Source organism: Microbacterium binotii (assembly GCF_021398715.1).
Classification (GTDB): Bacteria; Actinomycetota; Actinomycetes; order Actinomycetales; family Microbacteriaceae; genus Microbacterium; species Microbacterium binotii_A.
The window spans coordinates 1,968,987-1,987,620 of record NZ_CP090347.1; the positions used below are offsets into that span (position 1 = coordinate 1,968,987).

Consider the following 18,634-nt stretch of genomic DNA (forward strand, 5'->3'; position numbering starts at 1 on the left):
TCGCTACCGTGACCGTGTGCGAGTCATCATCATCGGAGCAGGCATCGGCGGAACGAGCGCGGCGATCGCGCTCGCTCGGCTCGGCCACGACGTCCACGTCTACGACCAGATCCGCGAGAACCGCCCCGTAGGCGCCGCGCTGTCGCTGTGGCCGAACGGAGTCAAGGTCCTCAACTGGCTCGGCCTCGGCGACGAGGTGGCCGCGCTGGGCGGCCGCATGGACTACATGGCCTACGTCGACGGGCTCGACGGCGACGAGATGTGCCGCTTCAGCCTCGACCCCGTCACTCAGCAGACGGGCCAGCGCGCCTACCCGGTCGCCCGCGCCGACCTGCAGGCACTGCTCATGGACACGGTGGGTGCCGACCGCATCCATCTCGGAATGCGGATGACCGGCATCTCGGAAGCCGACGACGAGGTCACCGTCGCATTCGAGGACGGCAGCAGCGCCCGGGCCGATCTCGTGATCGGTGCAGACGGCGCACGATCCCTGACGCGCGAGTATGTGCTGGGCACACCGACCGAGCGCCGCTACTCGGGCTACACCAACTTCAACGGACTCGTCCCCGCTGATCCCCGCATCTCCCCCACCGACCAGTGGACCACGTACGTCGGTGAGGGCAAACGCGTCTCGGTCATGCCCGTCGCCGGCGACCGCTTCTACTTCTTCTTCGACGTGCCCCAGCCCTCGGGGATCCCCTACGACCGCAGCGAGGGCGTCGCACCGCTGAGGGAGGCATTCGCCGGGTGGTCCGAGGGCGTGCAGGTGCTCCTCGACACGATCGACCCGACCGCGTCGCTCAACCGCGTCGAGATCTGGGACATCGATCCGTTCCACACGTGGACGCGCGGTCGCGTTGTTCTCCTCGGGGATTCCGCGCACAACACCGCCCCCGACATCGGTCAGGGCGCCTGCTCGGCTCTCGAGGACAGCTTCGTGCTCGGGCTGGTCTTCGCCACCACGACCCTCGGTGTCGCAGATGCGCTCCGGCGATACGAGGCGGCCCGTACGGCGCGTGCCGGCGACCTCGTGCTCCGGGCGCGCAAGCGGGCGGCCGAGACCCATGGCTTCGACCCCGAGACGACCGCCGCCTGGTATGCGGGGCTGCGCCAGGAGACCGGCGAGAACGTCATCCGCGGAATCGTCGGCAACATCGTCGACAGTCCCGTGACGATCGGTGGGCTCCTGACCTGACAGGCAGGATCCCGCTGATCGGCGACAGTCTGATCGCTATCGTCCGACCGCGCACTCCCTAGAGTCGAACCATGCAGGATGCACGCAGCTACTTCTCCGCGAAGCTCGCCCACGAGACCGACGCCTCGGATGTCTACGCCGCTCAACGTGCCGGTGAGGAGCTCGTCCTCGTAGATGTGCGCAGCGCCGCCGCCTGGGATCAAGGTCACATCTCCGGCGCGATCCACCTGCCGTACCGGGATATCGCCGAACGCGCCGCGGAGCTGATTCCCGCCGGGTCCTCGGTCGTCGTGTACTGCTGGAGCCCAGGATGCAACGCGGGTACGAAGGGCGCGCTCGCTTTCACCGAGGCCGGCTACGAGGTGAGAGAGATGATCGGTGGATACGAGTACTGGGTGCGCGAAGGTTATCCCGCCGAGAACGCCTCCGGGCCTCTCCCGCGGCATCGTGACCCGCTCGTGTCGATCGTCGCGCCCGAGTAGTCTCCGCGCTCAGGCGGAGACGTCCAGGCTCTCCTGGAAGAGCTCACCGGCCGAGCCGCTGAACACGGCGGGCTCTGCGGCGGCGTCGCCGTCCACGACGTCGCAGACCACGGCCGTGACGTTGTCGCGCGATCCGCTGTCGAGAGCGAGAGCTACGAGGGCCGCAGCGGCCTGCGCAACGCCACGGTGGCGGAGCAGTGTCAGGCCGATCTCCTCGTCGTCCAGGTAGTCGCTGACCCCGTCACTGCACAGCAGCCACCGGTCGCCGATGACGGTGTCGCGCTCGGCGATGGACACGACGTCTTCCTCACCGCCGCCGAGCGACGCCGTGATGATGTTGCGCCGCGGATGCGACGCTGCGGCCTCGGGCGTCAGCAGACCGCTGTCGACAAGCGCCTGCACGTACGAGTCGTCTCGCGTCTCCCGACGCAGCTGGGCGTGCCGGAGAAGATACGCACGGGAGTCCCCTGTGTGGGCGAGCAGCAGCCGATCCTCGGGTGCGACGAAGACACCGGTGAAGGTCGTCGCCATGCCCTGAAGTGAAGGATCACGCCGTACATGGGCGCGCAGGTCCCAGTTCGCCTCGCGGATCTGCACCAGCAGCTGCTCGGCATCCGTCGCCGCCAGCGGCGAGGGGACGAGCCGGTGCACGAAGGCTGCGGAAGCGAGATCTCCCGAGGGCCCTCCCCCGACGCCGTCGGCGACGGCAGCCCCCCAGGACGCGGTGAAGGCCGCATCCTGGTTGGAGGTGCGGTAGCGGCCGATGTCTGAAACGGCGGCCGCGTCGAGCCTGATCGGCACGGATCAGTGCGCGAAGTACCCGCGGTAGTACTCGTACACCCAGCCGACGATCGCCACGGCGAAGATGCCGAGACCGATCGGAAGCATCCAGGTGCCGACCGCGAGACCGATCGCCGCCACTGCTGCGGATGCCGCGAGAACGAGCGGCCACCACGACCACGGGCTGAACTCGCCGAGCTCAGGATCGCCGTCGTCGATGTCGGCCGTCAGCGTGTCCTCGGGAAGCTCGCCCTGCTGCGCCTTGTAGACGCGGTGGGTGTAGAACCCGATCATGAGCGCCATGAAGGCACCGAACAGCAGGGCGACCGACCCGACCCACTCGATGGCGTTGTGCCAGGCGAGATCGGGGTGGGCCAGGATGTTCCAACCGGTGTAGACGACGTCGATGAAGACGAAGAACCCGACCAGGATCCACCACAGGTTGATATTGGTGCGCACTTACTTGACCTCTCCGTCGGCCGCATCGACGACCGGGGCGTCAGGGGCATCCTTCGCGGGTCCCACACCCACCGGCACGGCGGCCTCGGGGTGGTTCAGATCGAAGGCGGGACGCTCGGAACGGATGCGCGGGATGGACGTGAAGTTGTGGCGCGGAGGCGGGCAGCTCGTGGCCCACTCCAGCGATCCGCCGTAGCCCCACGGGTCGTTGACGGTGACCTTGGGCGCGGTGCGCGCGGTGATCCAGACGTTCAGCAGGAACGGGATGACCGATGCGGCCAGAATCATCGAGCCGATCGTCGAGACCTGGTTCTGCCATGTCCAGCCATCGGCGGACGAGTAATCCGCGTAGCGGCGGACCATGCCGTCGACGCCCAGCCAGTGCTGGATGAGGAAGGTCATGTGGAAGCCGATGAACAGGATCCAGAAGTGGATGTACCCGAGACGCTCGTTGAGCATCTTGCCGGTCCACTTCGGCCACCAGAAGTAGAATCCGGCGAACATCGCGAAGACGACGGTTCCGAAGACGACGTAGTGGAAGTGGGCGACGACGAAGTACGAGTCGCTCAGTGCGAAGTCGAGCGGCGGCGAGGCGAGGATGACACCCGTGAGACCACCGAAGACGAACGACACCAGGAAGCCGAGCGAGAACACCATCGGTGTCTCGAACGTGACTGATCCTCGCCACATCGTCCCGATCCAGTTGAAGATCTTCACACCGGTCGGCACCGCGATGAGCATCGTCATGAAGGCGAAGAACGGCAGCAGCACTGCGCCCGTCACGTACATGTGGTGCGCCCAGACGGCGACCGACAGGACGGCGATGGCGATGGTTGCGTAGATCAGCGTCTTGTATCCGAAGATCGGCTTACGGCTGAACACCGGGAAGATCTCCGACACGATGCCGAAGAACGGCAGCGCGATGATGTAGACCTCCGGGTGACCGAAGAACCAGAACAGATGCTGCCACAGCAGGACGCCGCCGTTGTGCGGGTCGTAGATGTGAGCGCCGAGCACGCGGTCCGCGGCGGCAGCGAAGATGGCCGCGGCCAGAACGGGGAACGCGAGCAGGATCAAGATGCTCGTGACGAGCGTGTTCCACGAGAAGATCGGCATGCGCCACATGGTCATGCCGGGGGCACGCATCGTGACGATCGTGGTGATGAAGTTCACCGCACCCAGGATCGTTCCGAAGCCCGAGATGCCCAGACCCAGCATCCAGAGGTTTCCTCCGGCGCCTGGGGTGAAGGATGCGCTCGCGAGCGGCTGATACGCGAACCAGCCGAAGGAGGCGGCGCCCGCGGGCGTGAGGAACCCGGCGACGGCGATCGTGGAACCGAACAGGAAGAGCCAGAAGGCGAAGGCGTTCAGTCGCGGGAACGCGACATCCGGGGCACCGATCTGCAGCGGCAGGATCGCGTTCGCGAAGCCCGCGAACAGCGGCGTCGCGAACATGAGCAGCATGATCGTGCCGTGCATCGTGAACAGCTGGTTGTACTGCTCCTTGGTCGGGATGATCTGCATCCCGGGCTCGAACAGCTCGGCGCGGATGATCAGCGCCATCACGCCGCCCAGCAGGAAGAACAGGAACGACGCGATCAGGTACATGTACCCGATGGTCTTGTGGTCAGTGGAGGTGATCCACTTGACGATGATGTTGCCCTTCTGCTCGATCCGCGAGGAGCTCAGCAGAGCTGCCTGACGCGGCGGCAGGGTCGTCGGGCGGGAAGGCGCTTCCTGAAGCGGGACTGTCGTCGCCATGATCACTCGTCTCCCTTGGCGGTTGCGCCGGTGCCCGGCAGGTTGCCCAGTCGGTCGTAGGCGTCCTGGATGTCGCCGGTCTGACCCTTGTCGCGCAGGCTCTCGAGGTACTGCTCGTACTCGGCGTCGCTGACGACCTTGACGTTGAAGAGCATCATCGAGTGGTACTCGCCGCACAGCTCGGCGCACTTGCCGGCGTACGTGCCCTCACGGGTCGGCGTGAACGACCAGTAATTGTCACGGCCGATGTACATGTCCTTCTTGTACAGGAAGTCGATAATCCAGAAGGAATGGATGACATCGCGGGACTCGAGCTTGATCTTGACGCTCTTGTCGACGGGCAGGTAGAGCGTCGGCAGCTGCGACTGGTCGACGTTGCCGGCGGCGTCGGTCTGAGCCTGGATGCCCATGGACCAGACGGCGTCGTCGCCGGAGGCTTCCTCGCCGTTGTACTGGAAATCCCACGCCCACTGCTTGCCGATCGCGACGATCGACACGTCGGGGTCGTCGGTCTGGGTCTCGAGGGCCGCCTGGTCACGCGCGGTGAAGGCGAAGAAGCCGACCACGAGGATCAGCGGCACGATCGTGTAGAAGATCTCGATCGGCATGTTGTAACGCAGCTGGACCGGCAGGCCCGTCTGGCCGCGGCGACGACGGTAGGCGATCATCGCCCACAGCATCAGACCCCACGTGATCACGCCGACGGCGAGCAGGACGATCCAGGAGTTGACCCACAGCCCGGCGACCATGTCGGTGTGGTTCGTCGCAGCCTGGCCGTCCTCGGTGAATCCGGGAAGGAAGCCGTGCAGCTGGGTCGGGCTGCATCCGGCGAGGATGGCAGCCGTCGCGATCCCCAGCGGAAGAACGGCTAGTCGGATTCGACGTTTCGAAGGCACGGTGCACCTTTCCAGGTCACGAATAAAGCTTCCTTCAGTCTAGAGCAAGCTCACACCTGATTCAGGCCACGCTTCCAGCCCGGAACGACGAATCGGCGCGGCCGGATCGCGTGAAAGCGAGCCCGACCGCGCCGATTCTCGGCGTGTCGCGGGGTCAGTGGAAGCTGTCGCCGCAGGCGCAGGATCCCGCCGCGTTGGGGTTGTCGATCGTGAACCCCTGCTCCGAGATGGTGTCCTTGAAGTCGATCTTCGCCCCGTCGAGGTACGGGACGCTCATGTCGTCCACGACGACCTCGACGCCGTCGAAGTCGACGGTCTGGTCGCCGGCGAGCAGGCGCTCGTCGAAGTAGAGCTGGTAGATCAGTCCGCTGCACCCGCCGGGCTGCACGGCCACGCGCAGACGCAGATCGTCGCGGCCTTCCTGCTCGAGCAGGTTCTTCACCTTGGCGGCGGCGTCGTCGGTGAGGGCCACGCCGTGTGCGCGGGCCGTCGTTTCGTTCGACAGGGCGGTGTCGGTCATGACTCTCCTTGTGTACTGCTGGGTACGGTGCGATGACGTCGGATGCAAGGCGGTGCGCCCGCACGGGGACGGATCACGCCGATTCTACGCCGCCGATCCGCATCGAGGGCGGGTTCAGCGCCGTTCGTTCAACGACTCCAGCAACGACGCCTCGGCCAGCACGGCGTGACGGAAGGTGTCCAGGTGCAGGGACTCGTTCGGGCTGTGCGCCCGCGAATGCGGATCCTCCACTCCGGTCACCAGGATCTGCGCACCCGGGAACTGCTCCACGAGCTCCGCGATGAACGGGATGGAACCGCCCACGCCGACATCGACCGGGTCGACGCCGTAGCCGGTGGCGAGGCTCGTGCGGGCCACCTCGACGGCCCAGCCCTCGGTGTCGACGAGGAAGCCGTCGCCGAGGTCGATTTCGGAGAAGGTGAGCTCCGCACCGAACGGAGCGCGACGGCGCAGGTGGTCCTCGATCGCGGCGTACGCCTCGCTCGCCGATTGCCCGGGAGCCACGCGGGCGCTCACCACGACCGAGATCTCCGGCGCCAACGTGTTGGATGCGGCGGCGACGCTCGTCGCGTCGATGCCGGTCACCGTCACCGAGGGCTTGTTCCAGATGCGCGACAGGATCGTGCCACGTCCGATCGGCGCGACCCCGGCCGGAAGACCCGCCTCCGAGCGGAGGGTCTCCTCCGTGTAGTCCGGGGTGGGCGCGTCGCGTTCCGTGAGACCTTCGACGGCCACGGCGCCGTCGTCGTCCCAGAGCGTCGCGAGCAGCTTGATCGCCGCCATGGTCGCGTCGGGAACGGCGCCGCCGAACATCCCCGAGTGCGAGGCGTGCTCGAGCGTGCGCACCGTGAGCGTGAAACGGGCGTTGCCGCGGAGCGACACCGTCAGCGCGGGAGTCACCGCATCCCAGTTGCCCGAGTCCGCGACGACGATCACATCGGAGCGCAACTGATCACGGTGATCGGTGAGGAACTGCGCGAAGGAGCGGGAGCCGTACTCCTCCTCACCCTCGATGAACAGCGCGATACCCAGCGCGAGGTCTTCGCCGTGAACCTCGTGGATCGCGCGCAAGGCGGCGATGTGCGCCATCACCCCTGCTTTGTCGTCGGCGGCGCCGCGTCCGTACAGACGCCCGTCGCGCACCGTGGGCTCGAAGGGAGGCGTCTCCCAGAGGGCGTCGTCTCCGGGCGGCTGCACGTCATGATGCGCGTAGAGGAGCACGGTCGGCGCACCGTCGCGCGCGGCGCGCGTGGCGAGAATGGCGGGCTGACCCACCTCGTCGGTCCCGGGCACGGCCGAGCGGGCGATCTCCACCGAGTCGAAGATGCCGATCCCCTTCGCGAGCGCGGCGATCGCCTCGGCGCTGCGCACGAGTGCGTCCTGGTCGAAGGCGGGCCACGCGATCGAGGGGATGCGCACGAGCGCACCCAGATCGGCGAGGGCGACGGGGATGCCGGCGGCGGCCGCTTCGTGAACGGCCCCGTTCCTGGGATTCTCGGAGGTCATGCGGGTAATCTTAAGGCGCACCCCTCCCCCGTTCTTTTGAGGACCATCGTGGCCAAGACCTCTGCCGACTCCGCCGCGCACGACGCGCCGAGCACTCCGACGACCGGCAAGGGGCGCGCGACGCCCACCCGTGCCGAGCGCGAAGCCGCGCGCAAGCGCCCCCTCGTCGCCGACACGAAGGAAGCGAAGGCCCGGGCCCGCGCCGAGCTGCGAGAGCGGCAGGAGAAGGCGCGCATCGGCATGGCCAACGGCGACGACCGCTACCTGCAGGCGCGCGACAAGGGCCCGCAGCGCCGCTTCGTGCGCGACTGGGTCGACTCCACGTGGCACGTCGCGGAGCTCGTGATGCCGATCATGGTCGCGGTGCTCCTGCTCATGTTCGTCGGCATCCCGGCGATCCAGGTCTACGCGTACCTGGTCCTGTGGGCCTTCATCATCGTGGCTGTGCTCGACATGGTGATCACTTCGATCCGGGTCAAGCGCGCCGCACGAGCGAAGTTCGGCGAGGACCGCATCGAGAAGGGGCTCGGCTTCTACGGCGCCATGCGGACGGTCCAGATGCGCTTCATGCGCCTGCCCAAGCCCCAGGTGAAACGCGGACAGCGTCCCGCCTGATCGAATCGAGGAAGCGGCCGGCCCCTCTGGGACCGGCCGCTTCCTCGTCTCAGCGCACGCGCGACGACGAGACGGCGAGGCCCCTGTTGATCTGCCGCGCCCAGAACGGTCCCCGGTACAGGAATCCGGTGTACCCCTGCGTCAGGGTCGCGCCGGCATCCAATCGGTCCTGGACATCCTGCGCGGTCTCGATGCCGCCGGCCGCGATGACGCAGAAGTCCGAGGGCACCTCCTCGCGGACGATCCGCAGCGCCTGGATCGCGCGCTCGCGCAGCGGCGCGCCCGACAGACCCCCGGCTCCCGCGGCCTCGACGATGTCGGGCGCTGTGCGCAGCCCTTCACGGGAGATCGTGGTGTTGGTGGCGATGACTCCGTCGAGCCCCAGCTCCACCGCCAGGCGGGCAACGGCGCGAATGCCGTCGTCGGAGAGGTCGGGAGCGAACTTGACCAGTAGCGGCGTCGTGCCGGATGCGGCGCGCACCGCCTGCAGCAGGGGCCGGAGCGTGTCGATCTCCTGCAGGCCGCGCAGCCCCGGCGTGTTGGGCGACGACACGTTGACGACCAGGTAATCGGCGAGGGGCGCCAGCAGACGCGCGCTGCGGACATAGTCGTCGACGGCATCGTCGACCTCGACGACGCGGCTCTTGCCGATGTTGACGCCCAGAACGGGTCGCTTGCGCCTCCGGCGCAGTCGCCGCAGACGCGCAGCAGCCGCATCCGCCCCCGCGTTGTTGAAGCCCATGCGATTGATGACGGCGCGATCGGGGATCAGGCGGAACAGACGCGGGCGGGGGTTGCCGTCCTGCGGCACGGCGGTCACCGTCCCGACCTCGACGTGTCCGAAGCCGAGCGCGTACAGACCGGCGGCGGCCACCGCGTTCTTGTCGAAGCCCGCGGCGACGCCGAAGGGCGAGTCGAACTGCAGCCCGAGGGCGCGAACCCGGGACTGGGGGGCCGGACGCGTCAACGCACGCGCGATCGGCGTGAGCGGACGCACCCCCAGCGCCCGGATGACGAGCATGGCGGCGTGGTGCGCCGTTTCAGGATCCATGCGGGACAGGACGCGGCGAAAAAGCAGGTCATACATCGCCAGCCAGGCTATCGCTGCCGAGCCCGGCGTCGCGCACCGTCAGTCGGCGGCCGGCTCCGAGGCGGCGGCCGCGCGCAGCTCGTGATCGGCGCGCAGCTGCGCGATCGACGACTCGAAGTCCTCGAGCGACTCGAAGGCCTGATAGACGCTCGCGAACCGCAGATAGGCGACTTCGTCCAATTCGCGCAGCGGATCGAGGATGGCCAGTCCGATCTCGTTGGTGTCGATCTGCGAGCTGCCGGTGCGGCGCAGGATCTCCTCCACGCGCTGCGCCAGCAGGGCCAGATCGCCGTCGGTGACCGGGCGTCCCTGGCAGGCTTTGCGCACCCCGGAGACCACCTTGTCGCGGCTGAAGGGCTCGATGACCCCCGAGCGTTTGATGACGTTCAGGCTCGCCGTCTCGACGGTCGAGAAACGCCCGCCGCATTCTGGGCACTGACGACGACGACGGATGCTGAGTCCGTCATCGGTCGTACGGGAGTCGATGACGCGGGAATCGGGATGGCGGCAGAACGGGCAATGCATGACCAGGCCAGATTAGTCCTCGAAACGGGCCTCGACGGCCTCGCCGTGCGCGGGCAGCGCTTCGGCGCGGGCGAGCGTGACGATCGCGTCGCGCACCTCGGCGAGGGCGGCGCGGTCGTACTCGATGACCTGTTGCGGTCGGAGGAACGTCGATGCGGACAGACCCGCCGCGTACCGCGCCTGGCCACCGGTCGGCAGGACGTGGTTGCTCCCGGCGAGGTAGTCGCCGAGGCTGACGGGTGCGTGATCGCCCACGAAGACCGCACCCGCGTTGACGAACTCGTCGACGCGGGGCTCGGACAGGTGTATCTCGAGGTGCTCGGGCGCGTAGGCGTTGCTGAAGGCGATCGCTTGGTCGATGTCGTCGACGAGGACGATCGCCGACTGCGGGCCGGACAGCGCCGCCGCGACCCGCTCCGCGTGGCGGGTACGCGGCTGCCGGACGGTGAGCTCGACGCTCACCCTCTCGGCGAGCCCGGCGGACGGGGTGACCAGCACGGCTGAGGCCTGCTCGTCGTGCTCGGCCTGGCTGATGAGATCGGCGGCCACGAGCGCCGGCTGCGCCGAGTCGTCGGCGACGATGAGGATCTCGGTCGCCCCGGCCTCCGCATCCGTCCCGACGAGCCCCGCCACGGCACGCTTGGCCGCGGCGACGAAGTTGTTGCCGGGGCCGGTGACCACATCGACCGGGTCGAGATCGAGCGACGCCACGCCGTAGGCGAGGGCTCCGATCGCGCCCGCACCACCCATCGCGTAGACCTCGTCGACGCCCAACAACCGTGCCGCCGCGAGGATCACGGGGTGGATGCGGCCGCCGAACTCCCGCTGCGGAGGCGATGCCAGCGCAACGACGGATACGCCCGCCACCTGCGCGGGCACCACGTTCATGACGACGCTCGAGGGATAGACGGCCTTCCCCCCGGGCACGTACACGCCGACGCGTCGAACCGGCTGCCACCGCTGCACCACGCGTGCGCCGGGGGCGAGCTCGGTCGTCGTGGGCGGCGGGACCTGGGCCGCAGAGGCGGCCCGCACCCGGAGGATCGCCTCGTCGAGCGCCTCGCGGACCTCGGGGGCGAGCTCCGCGAGAGCCTCGTCGAGGTGGGAGGCCGGAACCCGTACCGCGTGGTCGGCGACGCCGTCGAAACGCTCCGCCTGCTCGCGCAGCGCCTGCTCGCCGCGCGCGGCGACATCATGGACGATCTGCGCCGCCGCCGTCAGAGCAGCTTCGCGCGCCATCTCGGCACGCGGGACAGCGGCCAAGAGCTCGCTCGCGGAGAGCGTGCGACCGCGCAGATCGATCGTCTGAAGCATCCCTTCAGGCTACCGTCTCGAGCATCCGGTTCCGCGCGTACGTCAGCCGCGCGTGACGCCGGAGACGTCGTGCAGGTAGCCGATGCGACCGTCCTCGTGGCGCACCACGAACACCTCCCCGCGGTCCTCGATGACCAGCGCCCACGCCGTCGCGTCCACGCGGAAGATCGGCACGCCCATCTCGTCAAGCACCTCGCGCTCCTCGGGCACGAGCGCCCAGAACGCCTGCGACACCGGGATCTGCTCGGTGGCGGGCTCCGCGGCGGGAGTGAGGCCCTCGTCGTATGCGGCGGTCTGCGCGTGTGGGTCGGCGTACACGTCACCCGTGGTCGCGAACAGCGCGGCTGCCTCGTCACGGACAGGCTCGGCGGACGGCGCCCATCCTGCCTCCGAGTGCGCGACCGGGTACGTCGCGGCGGGTGCGGCGGTGTACGCGACGGGCTCAGGTGCCGGACGCTGCGCGATGGGGCGGGCGCCCCTCGCGACGCGGTGGGAGACGGTCTCCGCGCGGTACTCGAAGTCGTCCTTGAGGCCGGGGATGAAGGGGGCGATCGCCGTGAAGACGACCCCGGCGGCCATCAGCACGAGTTCGACCCAATGGACCCAGCTGCCCAGCCCCGGAAGCGCGAAGGATTCCCAGATCATCTGCACCCACACGACCGCCGAGACGGCGAACGCGACGGATGCGAACTGGTCGATGCCCAGCGAGCCCACGCGGCGGATGCCCTGGGGCGAGAGCCGACGCAGCACGATCAGGAACACGGCCACGGTGGGCAGGCCGATCGTCAGCACCCATGCGATGCCCATCGTCCAGACCGAGACGGGGGCGAAGTAGCTCAGGGAGAAGAAGGAGACGATGAACGCGAGGGCCCAGATCCCGAGGAGCACGACCTCGCGGATCGAGAACGGCCAGACGCCGTACTGCGGGGGCGCCGCCGGCTCGTCGTCTTCTTCGAGCGCGTCGAACTGGTCGTCCTCCACGGCGTCGACGAACTCGTCGTCACCGCTCACGACGGGGTTCTCATCGGTCATGTCGCATCCTCTCGGCGCGGGCAGGGGAAAGAGCGAGTCGATCCTAACGGCGACGGCTATGAGAGCTCATAGCGTCCACAGGACGGTCAACCCAGACAGCTGGGACCGAGCAGACCCTTGAGGTCGCCGAACAGATCGGCGCTGATCGTGACCGGATGCGGCACCTCGAACACCTTCGCGGTGCCCGCGCGGTGCAGCTTCAGCGTCACCTCGGTCTCGCCCGGGTGGCGGTGCAGCACGGCGGCCAGCTCCTCCACCACGGACTGCGTCGCCTTCTGCTCGGGGACCACGAGGACGAGAGCGGATGTGGCGTCCACCGCTCCCAGATCCGGGCTGAAGCAGCTCTGGGCGTGCAGGTTCAATCCGTCGTCCCGGCGCGACACGCGCCCCCGCACGACCAGGATCGAATCCGCCTGCAGCACCGACTGGAACTCCGTGTACGTACGACCCATGAACATCACGGTGACCTCGCCGTTGAAATCCTCGACGGTGATCATGCCGTACGGATTGCCGCTCTGCTTCGCCACGCGATGCTGGACGCTGGTGACCAGGCCCGCCACCGTGACCTGATCGCCGTCCTGCACGCTCTCCGAGGACAGCAGGTCGTGGATCGAGGTCGAGGCGTGCTTCGCGAGCGGGATCTCAAGACCGGCGAGCGGGTGATCGGACACATAGAGCCCGAGCATCTCCCGTTCGAAGGCCAGCTTGTCCTTCTTGGTCCATTCCGGCCGCTCCGGCACCTTCGAGACCTGTTGGGGCTCGTCGTCGCCCCACAGACTGTCGAAGTCGAACCCGACCTCGCCGTTGGCCTCGCGCCGTTTGTCGAGCACCGCCTGTTCGGTCGCGTCCTCGTGGATCTCCAGCAGCGCACGCCGGGTGTGGCCCATGGAGTCGAACGCGCCGGCCTTGATGAGCGACTCGACGGTGCGCTTGTTCGCGACGTGCATCGGCACCTTCGCGAGGAAGTCGTGGAAGGAGGCGAAGCCCTCCTTCTCTCGAGAGGCGACGATTCCGTCTACGACGTTCGACCCGACGTTGCGCACCGCTCCGAGCCCGAAGCGGATGTCGTCGCCGACGGCGGCGAAGAAGTTGATGGACTCCCCCACATCCGGAGGCAGGACGCGGATCCCCATGCGACGGCACTCGTTCAGATAGATCGCCATCTTGTCTTTGGAGTCGCCGACGCTGGTCAGCAGCGCCGCCATGTACTCGGCGGGGTAATGCGCCTTCAGATAAGCCGTCCAGTAGGACACCAGGCCGTAGGCCGCGGAGTGCGCTTTGTTGAAGGCGTAGTCGGAGAAGGGCAGCAGGATGTCCCACAGCGCCTTGACCGCGCCGTCGCCGAACCCGCGTTCCTTCATTCCGCCCGAGAAGCCCTCGTACTGCTTGTCGAGCTCGGACTTCTTCTTCTTGCCCATCGCGCGGCGGAGGATGTCTGCTTGACCGAGCGAGAAGCCGGCCACTCGCTGCGCGATCGCCATGACCTGCTCCTGATAGATGATCAGGCCGTAGGTCGTGTCGAGGATGTCTCGCAGCGGCTCTTCGAGTTCAGGATGGATGGGGGTGATGGGCTGCAGCCCGTTCTTGCGCAGGGCGTAGTTGGTGTGCGAGTTCGCCCCCATGGGCCCGGGCCGGTACAGCGCGATGACGGCCGAGATGTCTTCGAAGTTGTCGGGCTTCATGAGCCGCAGGAGCGACCGCATGGGCCCGCCGTCGAGCTGGAACACGCCGAGCGTGTCGCCGCGGGTGAGCAGGTCGTAGGCGGGCCGGTCGTCCAACTCGAGATGCTCGAGGTCGAGCTCCTCGCCGCGGTTGCTGCGGATGTTGTCGAGCGCGTCGGAGATGATCGTGAGATTTCGCAGCCCGAGGAAGTCCATCTTGATCAGCCCGAGCGTCTCGCAAGACGGATAGTCGAACTGCGTGACGATCTGGCCGTCCTGCTCGCGGCGCATGATCGGGATGATGTCCAGCAGCGGTTCCGACGACATGATGACGCCGGCCGCGTGCACGCCCCACTGACGCTTCAGGCCCTCGAGCCCCAACGCGCGGTCGAAGACCGTCTTCGCCTCGGGGTCGGTCTCGATGAGCGTGCGGAACTCGCTGGCCTCCTTGTATCGCGGATGCTCCTTGTTGAACATGCCGCCGAGCTCCATGTCCTTGCCCATGACGGCGGGGGGCATGGCCTTGGTGAGCTTCTCTCCCATGGAGAACGGGAAGCCGAGCACGCGGCCCGCATCCTTCAGCGCCTGCTTCGATTTGATCGTGCCGTACGTGACGATCTGGGCGACGCGCTCCGAGCCGTACTTCTCGGTGACGTACTCGATCACCTCGCCGCGGCGACGATCGTCGAAGTCGACGTCGAAGTCGGGCATGGAGACGCGGTCGGGATTGAGGAAGCGCTCGAAGATGAGCCCGTGCTCGAGGGGGTCCAGATCGGTGATCTTCATCGCGTAGGCGACCATGGATCCGGCGCCGGAGCCGCGACCGGGACCGACGCGGATGCCGTTGTCCTTGGCCCAGTTGATGAAGTCGGCGACCACGAGGAAGTAGCCGGGGAATCCCATCTGCAGGATGATGCCGGTCTCGTATTCGGCCTGCTTGCGCACCTTGTCGGGGATGCCCTGCGGATAGCGGTAGTGCAGCCCCTTCTCGACCTCTTTGATGAGCCAGCTGTCTTCGGTCTCGCCGTCGGGCACGGGGAACCGCGGCATGTAGTTGGCGGAGGTGTTGAACTCGACCTCGCAGCGCTCTGCGATCAGCAGCGTGTTGTCACACGCCTCCGGGTGATCACGGAAAAGCTGACGCATCTCCTGCGCGGTCTTGATGTAGTAGCCGTCGCCGTCGAACTTGAAGCGGTTGGGGTCATCGAGGGTGGACCCGGACTGCACGCAGAGCAGGGCCTCGTGCGCATCGGCCTCGTGCTGGTGGGTGTAGTGCGAGTCGTTCGTCGCGACGAGCGGGATGTCGAGATCCTTCGCCAGGCGGATCAGATCGCTCATGACACGTCGCTCGATGGAGAGGCCGTGGTCCATGATCTCGGCGAAGTAATTCTCCTTGCCGAAGATGTCCTGGAACTCCGCCGCGGCCGCGCGCGCCGCGTCGTACTGCCCCAGACGCAAGCGCGTCTGCACCTCGCCAGAGGGGCAGCCCGTCGTCGCGATCAGCCCCTTGCCGTAGGTCTGGAGGAGTTCGCGGTCCATGCGGGGCTTGAAGTAGTACCCCTCCATGCTCGACAGGGAGCTCAACCGGAAGAGGTTGTGCATGCCCTCGGTGGTCTGACTCCACATCGTCATGTGCGTGTACGCGCCCGAGCCCGATACGTCGTCGCTCTTCTGGTCGGGCGATCCCCAGGCCACGCGCGACTTGTCGCTGCGGTGCGTTCCGGGAGTCACGTAGGCCTCAAGCCCGATGATCGGCTTCACGCCTGCGCCCTGCGCGGCGCGGTAGAACTCGAACGCCGCGAAGGTGTTCCCATGGTCGGTCACGGCGATCGCCGGCATCCCGTATTCGGACGCCGCCTGCGTCATCGCGCCGATCTTGGCGGCGCCGTCGAGCATCGAGTACTCGCTGTGCACATGGAGGTGAACGAAGGAGTCTGCCACCTGTCCAGGGTACGCGCAGCCCCCCGACATCGGACGCCCGATGAGCGCCTTGGACTAGCGTTGCGGCATGGCCACCCCCGAGTTCATCCTCGAACTGCGCCGCATGGTCGGCACGCATCCCCTCACCCTCACGGGCGTGACGGCGGTGATCGTGCACGAGGAGCGCATCCTGCTGGGGCGGCGCAGCGACAACGGCGCGCTGACCCCGATCACGGGGATCGTCGATCCGCACGAGGAGCCCGCCGATGCCGCGCGCCGGGAGGCCGAAGAGGAGGCGGGTGTCCGCATCCGGGTCGATCGCCTCGCCTGGGTGCACCAGATTCCTCGCGTCGTCTACGCGAACGGCGATCAGACGGACTACCTCGACCTCACCTTCCGATGCACATGGCTCGACGGAGACCCGTACCCCGCCGACGGCGAGATGACCGACGTGGGCTGGTACCCGCTCGACGACCTCTCCGGGCTGGATGACGAGATGCGCGCGCGCGTCACCGCGGCGCTCGAGGACGGACCGACGCGCTTCGCCGGGGGTCGGTGATGGCCGCGGACGCGTTGATGACGCGGACGCTCGACGCGTTCCTCCGAGGGCTGCGCCGGGCGACCGGGAACCCGGGCGGCGGCGCCGCGGGAGGTGTCGTGGCGGCGATCGGCGCGGCGCTCGGGACGATGGTCTGCCACTACACGCCCGGTGAGCCTCGCGCACGCGAACGGGCGCTCGCCCTCGATCTGCTGGGCGATCGACTCGTCGCGGGCGCTGACGCGGACGCCGAGGCCTCGGAGAGGCTGGGCGCGGCGCTCGCGCTGCCCGAGTCCCCGGACCGGTCACCGACGGTGTTCGACGCCGCGACGGATGCCTGCGCCGCATCCGCTGCCCTCGGCGAGCTCGCGCTCGCTCTGGCGCGGGAGCTTCGGACGGTGGCGGATGTGGGCAATCGCCACCTCATGTCGGATCTGGCCGTCGCGGCCGACATCGCCGCCGCGGGTCTCGGCGCCGCCGCGACGAACCTCCGCGGCGGGCTCGAGCTGGCTGCGGCGCACGGCGATCCCACCGCGCTGGAGACCGCGCACCGCTCGCTGGTCGACGCGCTGGTCGCCGCCCGCGCCGACACGCGCGCGCTGGCCGACCGCCTCGGCGAGCCCTGACGCTCCCCCTCCCGCGTCTCGCGGTCTCCTGTCTCGCGAGACTGCACTTCCCGCACGAGATCACGGGTGAAGACCGTGATCTCGTGGACGAGATGCAGTCTCGCGGACGAGAGCGCGCGGAAGATGCGGGTCAGTCGCGCCGGAGGATCGCGAGAGCGGCGGCGAGATCCGGCGCGTACTCGGAGGTGAAGGTGACCCATTCCCCGGTCAGCGGATGCGTGAACGAGAGCTCGCGGGCATGGAGCCACTGGCGGGTGAGGCCGAGGCGCGCCGACATCGTGGGATCGGCGCCGTAGAGCGGGTCACCGACGCACGGATGCCGGTGCGCGGCCATGTGCACGCGGATCTGGTGCGTGCGGCCGGTCTCGAGGTGCACTTCGAGCAAGGATGCGCCGGGGAAGGCCTCCAGCGTCTCGTAATGAGTCACCGAATCCTTGCCCTCGGGGCGGACCGCGAACTTCCACGAGTGCGACGGATGCCGCCCGATCGGCGCGTCGATCGTGCCCGCGAGGGGGTCGGGGTGTCCCTGGACGACGGTGTGGTAGATCTTCTCGACCTCGCGCTCCTTGAACGCGCGCTTCAGCGCGGTGTAGGCGCTCTCGGTCTTCGCGACCACCATGAGGCCGCTGGTGCCGACATCCAGGCGGTGCACGACGCCCTGCCGCTCGGCGGCACCGGTCGTCGCGATTCGATAACCGCCGGCCGCGAGGGCACCGAGCACGGTCGGACCGTCCCACCCGAGGGAGGGATGCGCCGCCACGCCCGACGGCTTGTCGACCACCACGATGTCGTCGTCGTCGTGGACGATGCCGAGATCCGGCACCTCGACGGGAACGACCTCGGGCTCGCGTTTGGGCTCCCAACTGACCGAGAGCCAACCGCCTGCGCGCAGGCGGTCAGAGCGTCCGACGATCCGGCCGTCGAGCTCCGCGCCGCCGGCGTCGGCGATCTCTGCAGCGAACGTCCGTGAGAAGCCGAGCATCTTCGCGAGCGCGGCGTCGACACGGACGCCGTCGAGCCCGTCGGGAACGGGCAGGCTGCGCGACTCCATCAGCTCTCGCGGCGGCCGTCACCCGCCGCCGGCGGAGCGCCCGCGTCGGGGTCTGCCGTGGGGAACAGCGGATCGCGCAGCTCACCCGTGCCGAGCGGCGTCACGTCGCCCGACTCGGACGCGTCCTCCGCCTGCGCAGCGGCATTCGAGCGACGCTCGCGCGTCCCATCGAAACGAAGTCCGACGAGGACGAGCAGGGCGACGGAGATCATCATCGTCACGATGAAGATGTCGGCGACGTTGTAGATCGCGGGCATCATCCACGGCGTCGAGATGTAGTCGATCACGTGGCCGACCGCGAATCCGGGTTCGCGGAACAAGCGGTCAGTGAGGTTGCCCAGGACACCGCCGAGGAGCAGACCCAGAACGACCGCCCAGATCCGAGAGCGGATGCGACGAGCGATGACCACGATGGCCACGGCGACAGCCGCCATCGCGATCGTGAAGATCCAGGTCACACCCTCACCCAGCGAGAACGCGGCCCCGGGATTTCGCACGAGGTAGAAGATCAGGAAGTCCCCGATGACGGGCACCGGCTGCTCCGGGGGCAGCTGGGCGATCGCGAGGAGCTTCGCAAACTGGTCGGCGGCCAGCACCAGCACCGCGAGAGACGCGATGATGATGCCGGCCGCCGCCTGACGCAGGGGTCGTCGGTCCGACAAG

18 protein-coding genes are annotated in these 18,634 nt (G+C 68.1%); 5 read left to right on the plus strand and 13 right to left on the minus strand.

The genetic code is table 11. The features are described from left to right. Positions 1-16: 16 nt before the first annotated feature. Both hpxO and LXM64_RS09885 read left to right on the plus strand, forming a co-directional pair. Positions 17-1,195: an FAD-dependent urate hydroxylase HpxO gene (hpxO, locus tag LXM64_RS09880; RefSeq protein WP_234073064.1), complete on the plus strand. Its 1,179-nt coding sequence runs from the start codon at positions 17-19 to the stop codon at positions 1,193-1,195. A 71-nt stretch (positions 1,196-1,266) separates the two neighbouring features. Next, positions 1,267-1,677: a rhodanese-like domain-containing protein gene (locus tag LXM64_RS09885; RefSeq protein ID WP_234073065.1), complete on the plus strand. Its 411-nt coding sequence runs from the start codon at positions 1,267-1,269 to the stop codon at positions 1,675-1,677. Positions 1,678-1,686: 9 nt separating this feature from the next. Here LXM64_RS09885 and LXM64_RS09890 read toward each other — a convergent pair whose 3' ends face one another. From LXM64_RS09890 to LXM64_RS09915, 6 genes are all read right to left on the minus strand, one after another. After that, a complete protein-coding gene (locus LXM64_RS09890; RefSeq protein WP_234073066.1) occupies positions 1,687-2,478 on the minus strand; it encodes a PP2C family protein-serine/threonine phosphatase in 792 nt (263 codons plus the stop codon). Positions 2,479-2,481: 3 nt separating this feature from the next. Further along, complete coding sequence (locus tag LXM64_RS09895; protein ID WP_137416753.1) at positions 2,482-2,916, minus strand: cytochrome c oxidase subunit 4; 435 nt, start codon at positions 2,914-2,916, stop codon at positions 2,482-2,484. After that, positions 2,917-4,677, minus strand: coding sequence for a cytochrome c oxidase subunit I (gene ctaD, locus LXM64_RS09900; RefSeq protein WP_137416752.1), 1,761 nt, complete (start codon positions 4,675-4,677; stop codon positions 2,917-2,919). 2 nt (positions 4,678-4,679) lie between these two features. Further along, a complete protein-coding gene (coxB, locus tag LXM64_RS09905) occupies positions 4,680-5,573 on the minus strand; it encodes a cytochrome c oxidase subunit II (RefSeq protein ID WP_234073067.1) in 894 nt (297 codons plus the stop codon). A 154-nt stretch (positions 5,574-5,727) separates the two neighbouring features. Continuing rightward, complete coding sequence (gene erpA, locus LXM64_RS09910) at positions 5,728-6,093, minus strand: iron-sulfur cluster insertion protein ErpA (RefSeq protein WP_234073068.1); 366 nt, start codon at positions 6,091-6,093, stop codon at positions 5,728-5,730. 114 nt (positions 6,094-6,207) lie between these two features. Then, positions 6,208-7,599: a dipeptidase gene (locus LXM64_RS09915; RefSeq protein WP_234073069.1), complete on the minus strand. Its 1,392-nt coding sequence runs from the start codon at positions 7,597-7,599 to the stop codon at positions 6,208-6,210. 48 nt (positions 7,600-7,647) lie between these two features. On the opposite strand from LXM64_RS09915, the gene LXM64_RS09920 reads away from it, so the two are divergent. Further along, complete coding sequence (locus LXM64_RS09920) at positions 7,648-8,214, plus strand: DUF3043 domain-containing protein (RefSeq protein ID WP_137416748.1); 567 nt, start codon at positions 7,648-7,650, stop codon at positions 8,212-8,214. Between the two features lie 49 nt (positions 8,215-8,263). Here the strand turns inward: LXM64_RS09920 and LXM64_RS09925 are convergent, their stop codons facing one another. The 5 genes from LXM64_RS09925 to dnaE form a co-directional block, all read right to left on the minus strand. Continuing rightward, positions 8,264-9,301 carry a quinone-dependent dihydroorotate dehydrogenase gene (locus LXM64_RS09925; protein ID WP_234073070.1) on the minus strand — a complete coding sequence of 346 codons (1,038 nt, stop codon included), beginning with the start codon at positions 9,299-9,301 and terminating at the stop codon, positions 8,264-8,266. 42 nt (positions 9,302-9,343) lie between these two features. Beyond that, positions 9,344-9,829: a transcriptional regulator NrdR gene (gene nrdR / locus LXM64_RS09930; RefSeq protein ID WP_234073071.1), complete on the minus strand. Its 486-nt coding sequence runs from the start codon at positions 9,827-9,829 to the stop codon at positions 9,344-9,346. Between the two features lie 12 nt (positions 9,830-9,841). After that, entirely contained in the window at positions 9,842-11,143 is a 1,302-nt protein-coding gene (hisD, locus tag LXM64_RS09935; RefSeq protein ID WP_234073072.1) for a histidinol dehydrogenase, read from the minus strand. Positions 11,144-11,185: 42 nt separating this feature from the next. Beyond that, positions 11,186-12,175 (minus strand): hypothetical protein, encoded by a 990-nt coding sequence (locus LXM64_RS09940; protein ID WP_234073073.1) that lies wholly within the window; start codon positions 12,173-12,175, stop codon positions 11,186-11,188. Between the two features lie 86 nt (positions 12,176-12,261). Continuing rightward, entirely contained in the window at positions 12,262-15,732 is a 3,471-nt protein-coding gene (gene dnaE, locus LXM64_RS09945) for a DNA polymerase III subunit alpha (protein WP_234075453.1), read from the minus strand. Between the two features lie 112 nt (positions 15,733-15,844). Between dnaE and LXM64_RS09950 the strand changes: the two genes are divergently transcribed. Beyond that, positions 15,845-16,315, plus strand: a complete 471-nt coding sequence (locus LXM64_RS09950) for an NUDIX hydrolase (protein ID WP_234073074.1) — start codon at positions 15,845-15,847, stop codon at positions 16,313-16,315. Between the two features lie 17 nt (positions 16,316-16,332). After that, positions 16,333-16,920, plus strand: coding sequence for a cyclodeaminase/cyclohydrolase family protein (locus LXM64_RS09955; protein WP_234073075.1), 588 nt, complete (start codon positions 16,333-16,335; stop codon positions 16,918-16,920). 130 nt (positions 16,921-17,050) lie between these two features. Here the strand turns inward: LXM64_RS09955 and LXM64_RS09960 are convergent, their stop codons facing one another. After that, positions 17,051-17,971: an RluA family pseudouridine synthase gene (locus tag LXM64_RS09960; RefSeq protein ID WP_234073076.1), complete on the minus strand. Its 921-nt coding sequence runs from the start codon at positions 17,969-17,971 to the stop codon at positions 17,051-17,053. Continuing rightward, entirely contained in the window at positions 17,971-18,633 is a 663-nt protein-coding gene (gene lspA / locus LXM64_RS09965; protein WP_234073077.1) for a signal peptidase II, read from the minus strand. The genes LXM64_RS09960 and lspA overlap by 1 nt, the downstream gene beginning before the upstream one ends. Position 18,634 lies beyond the last annotated feature (1 nt).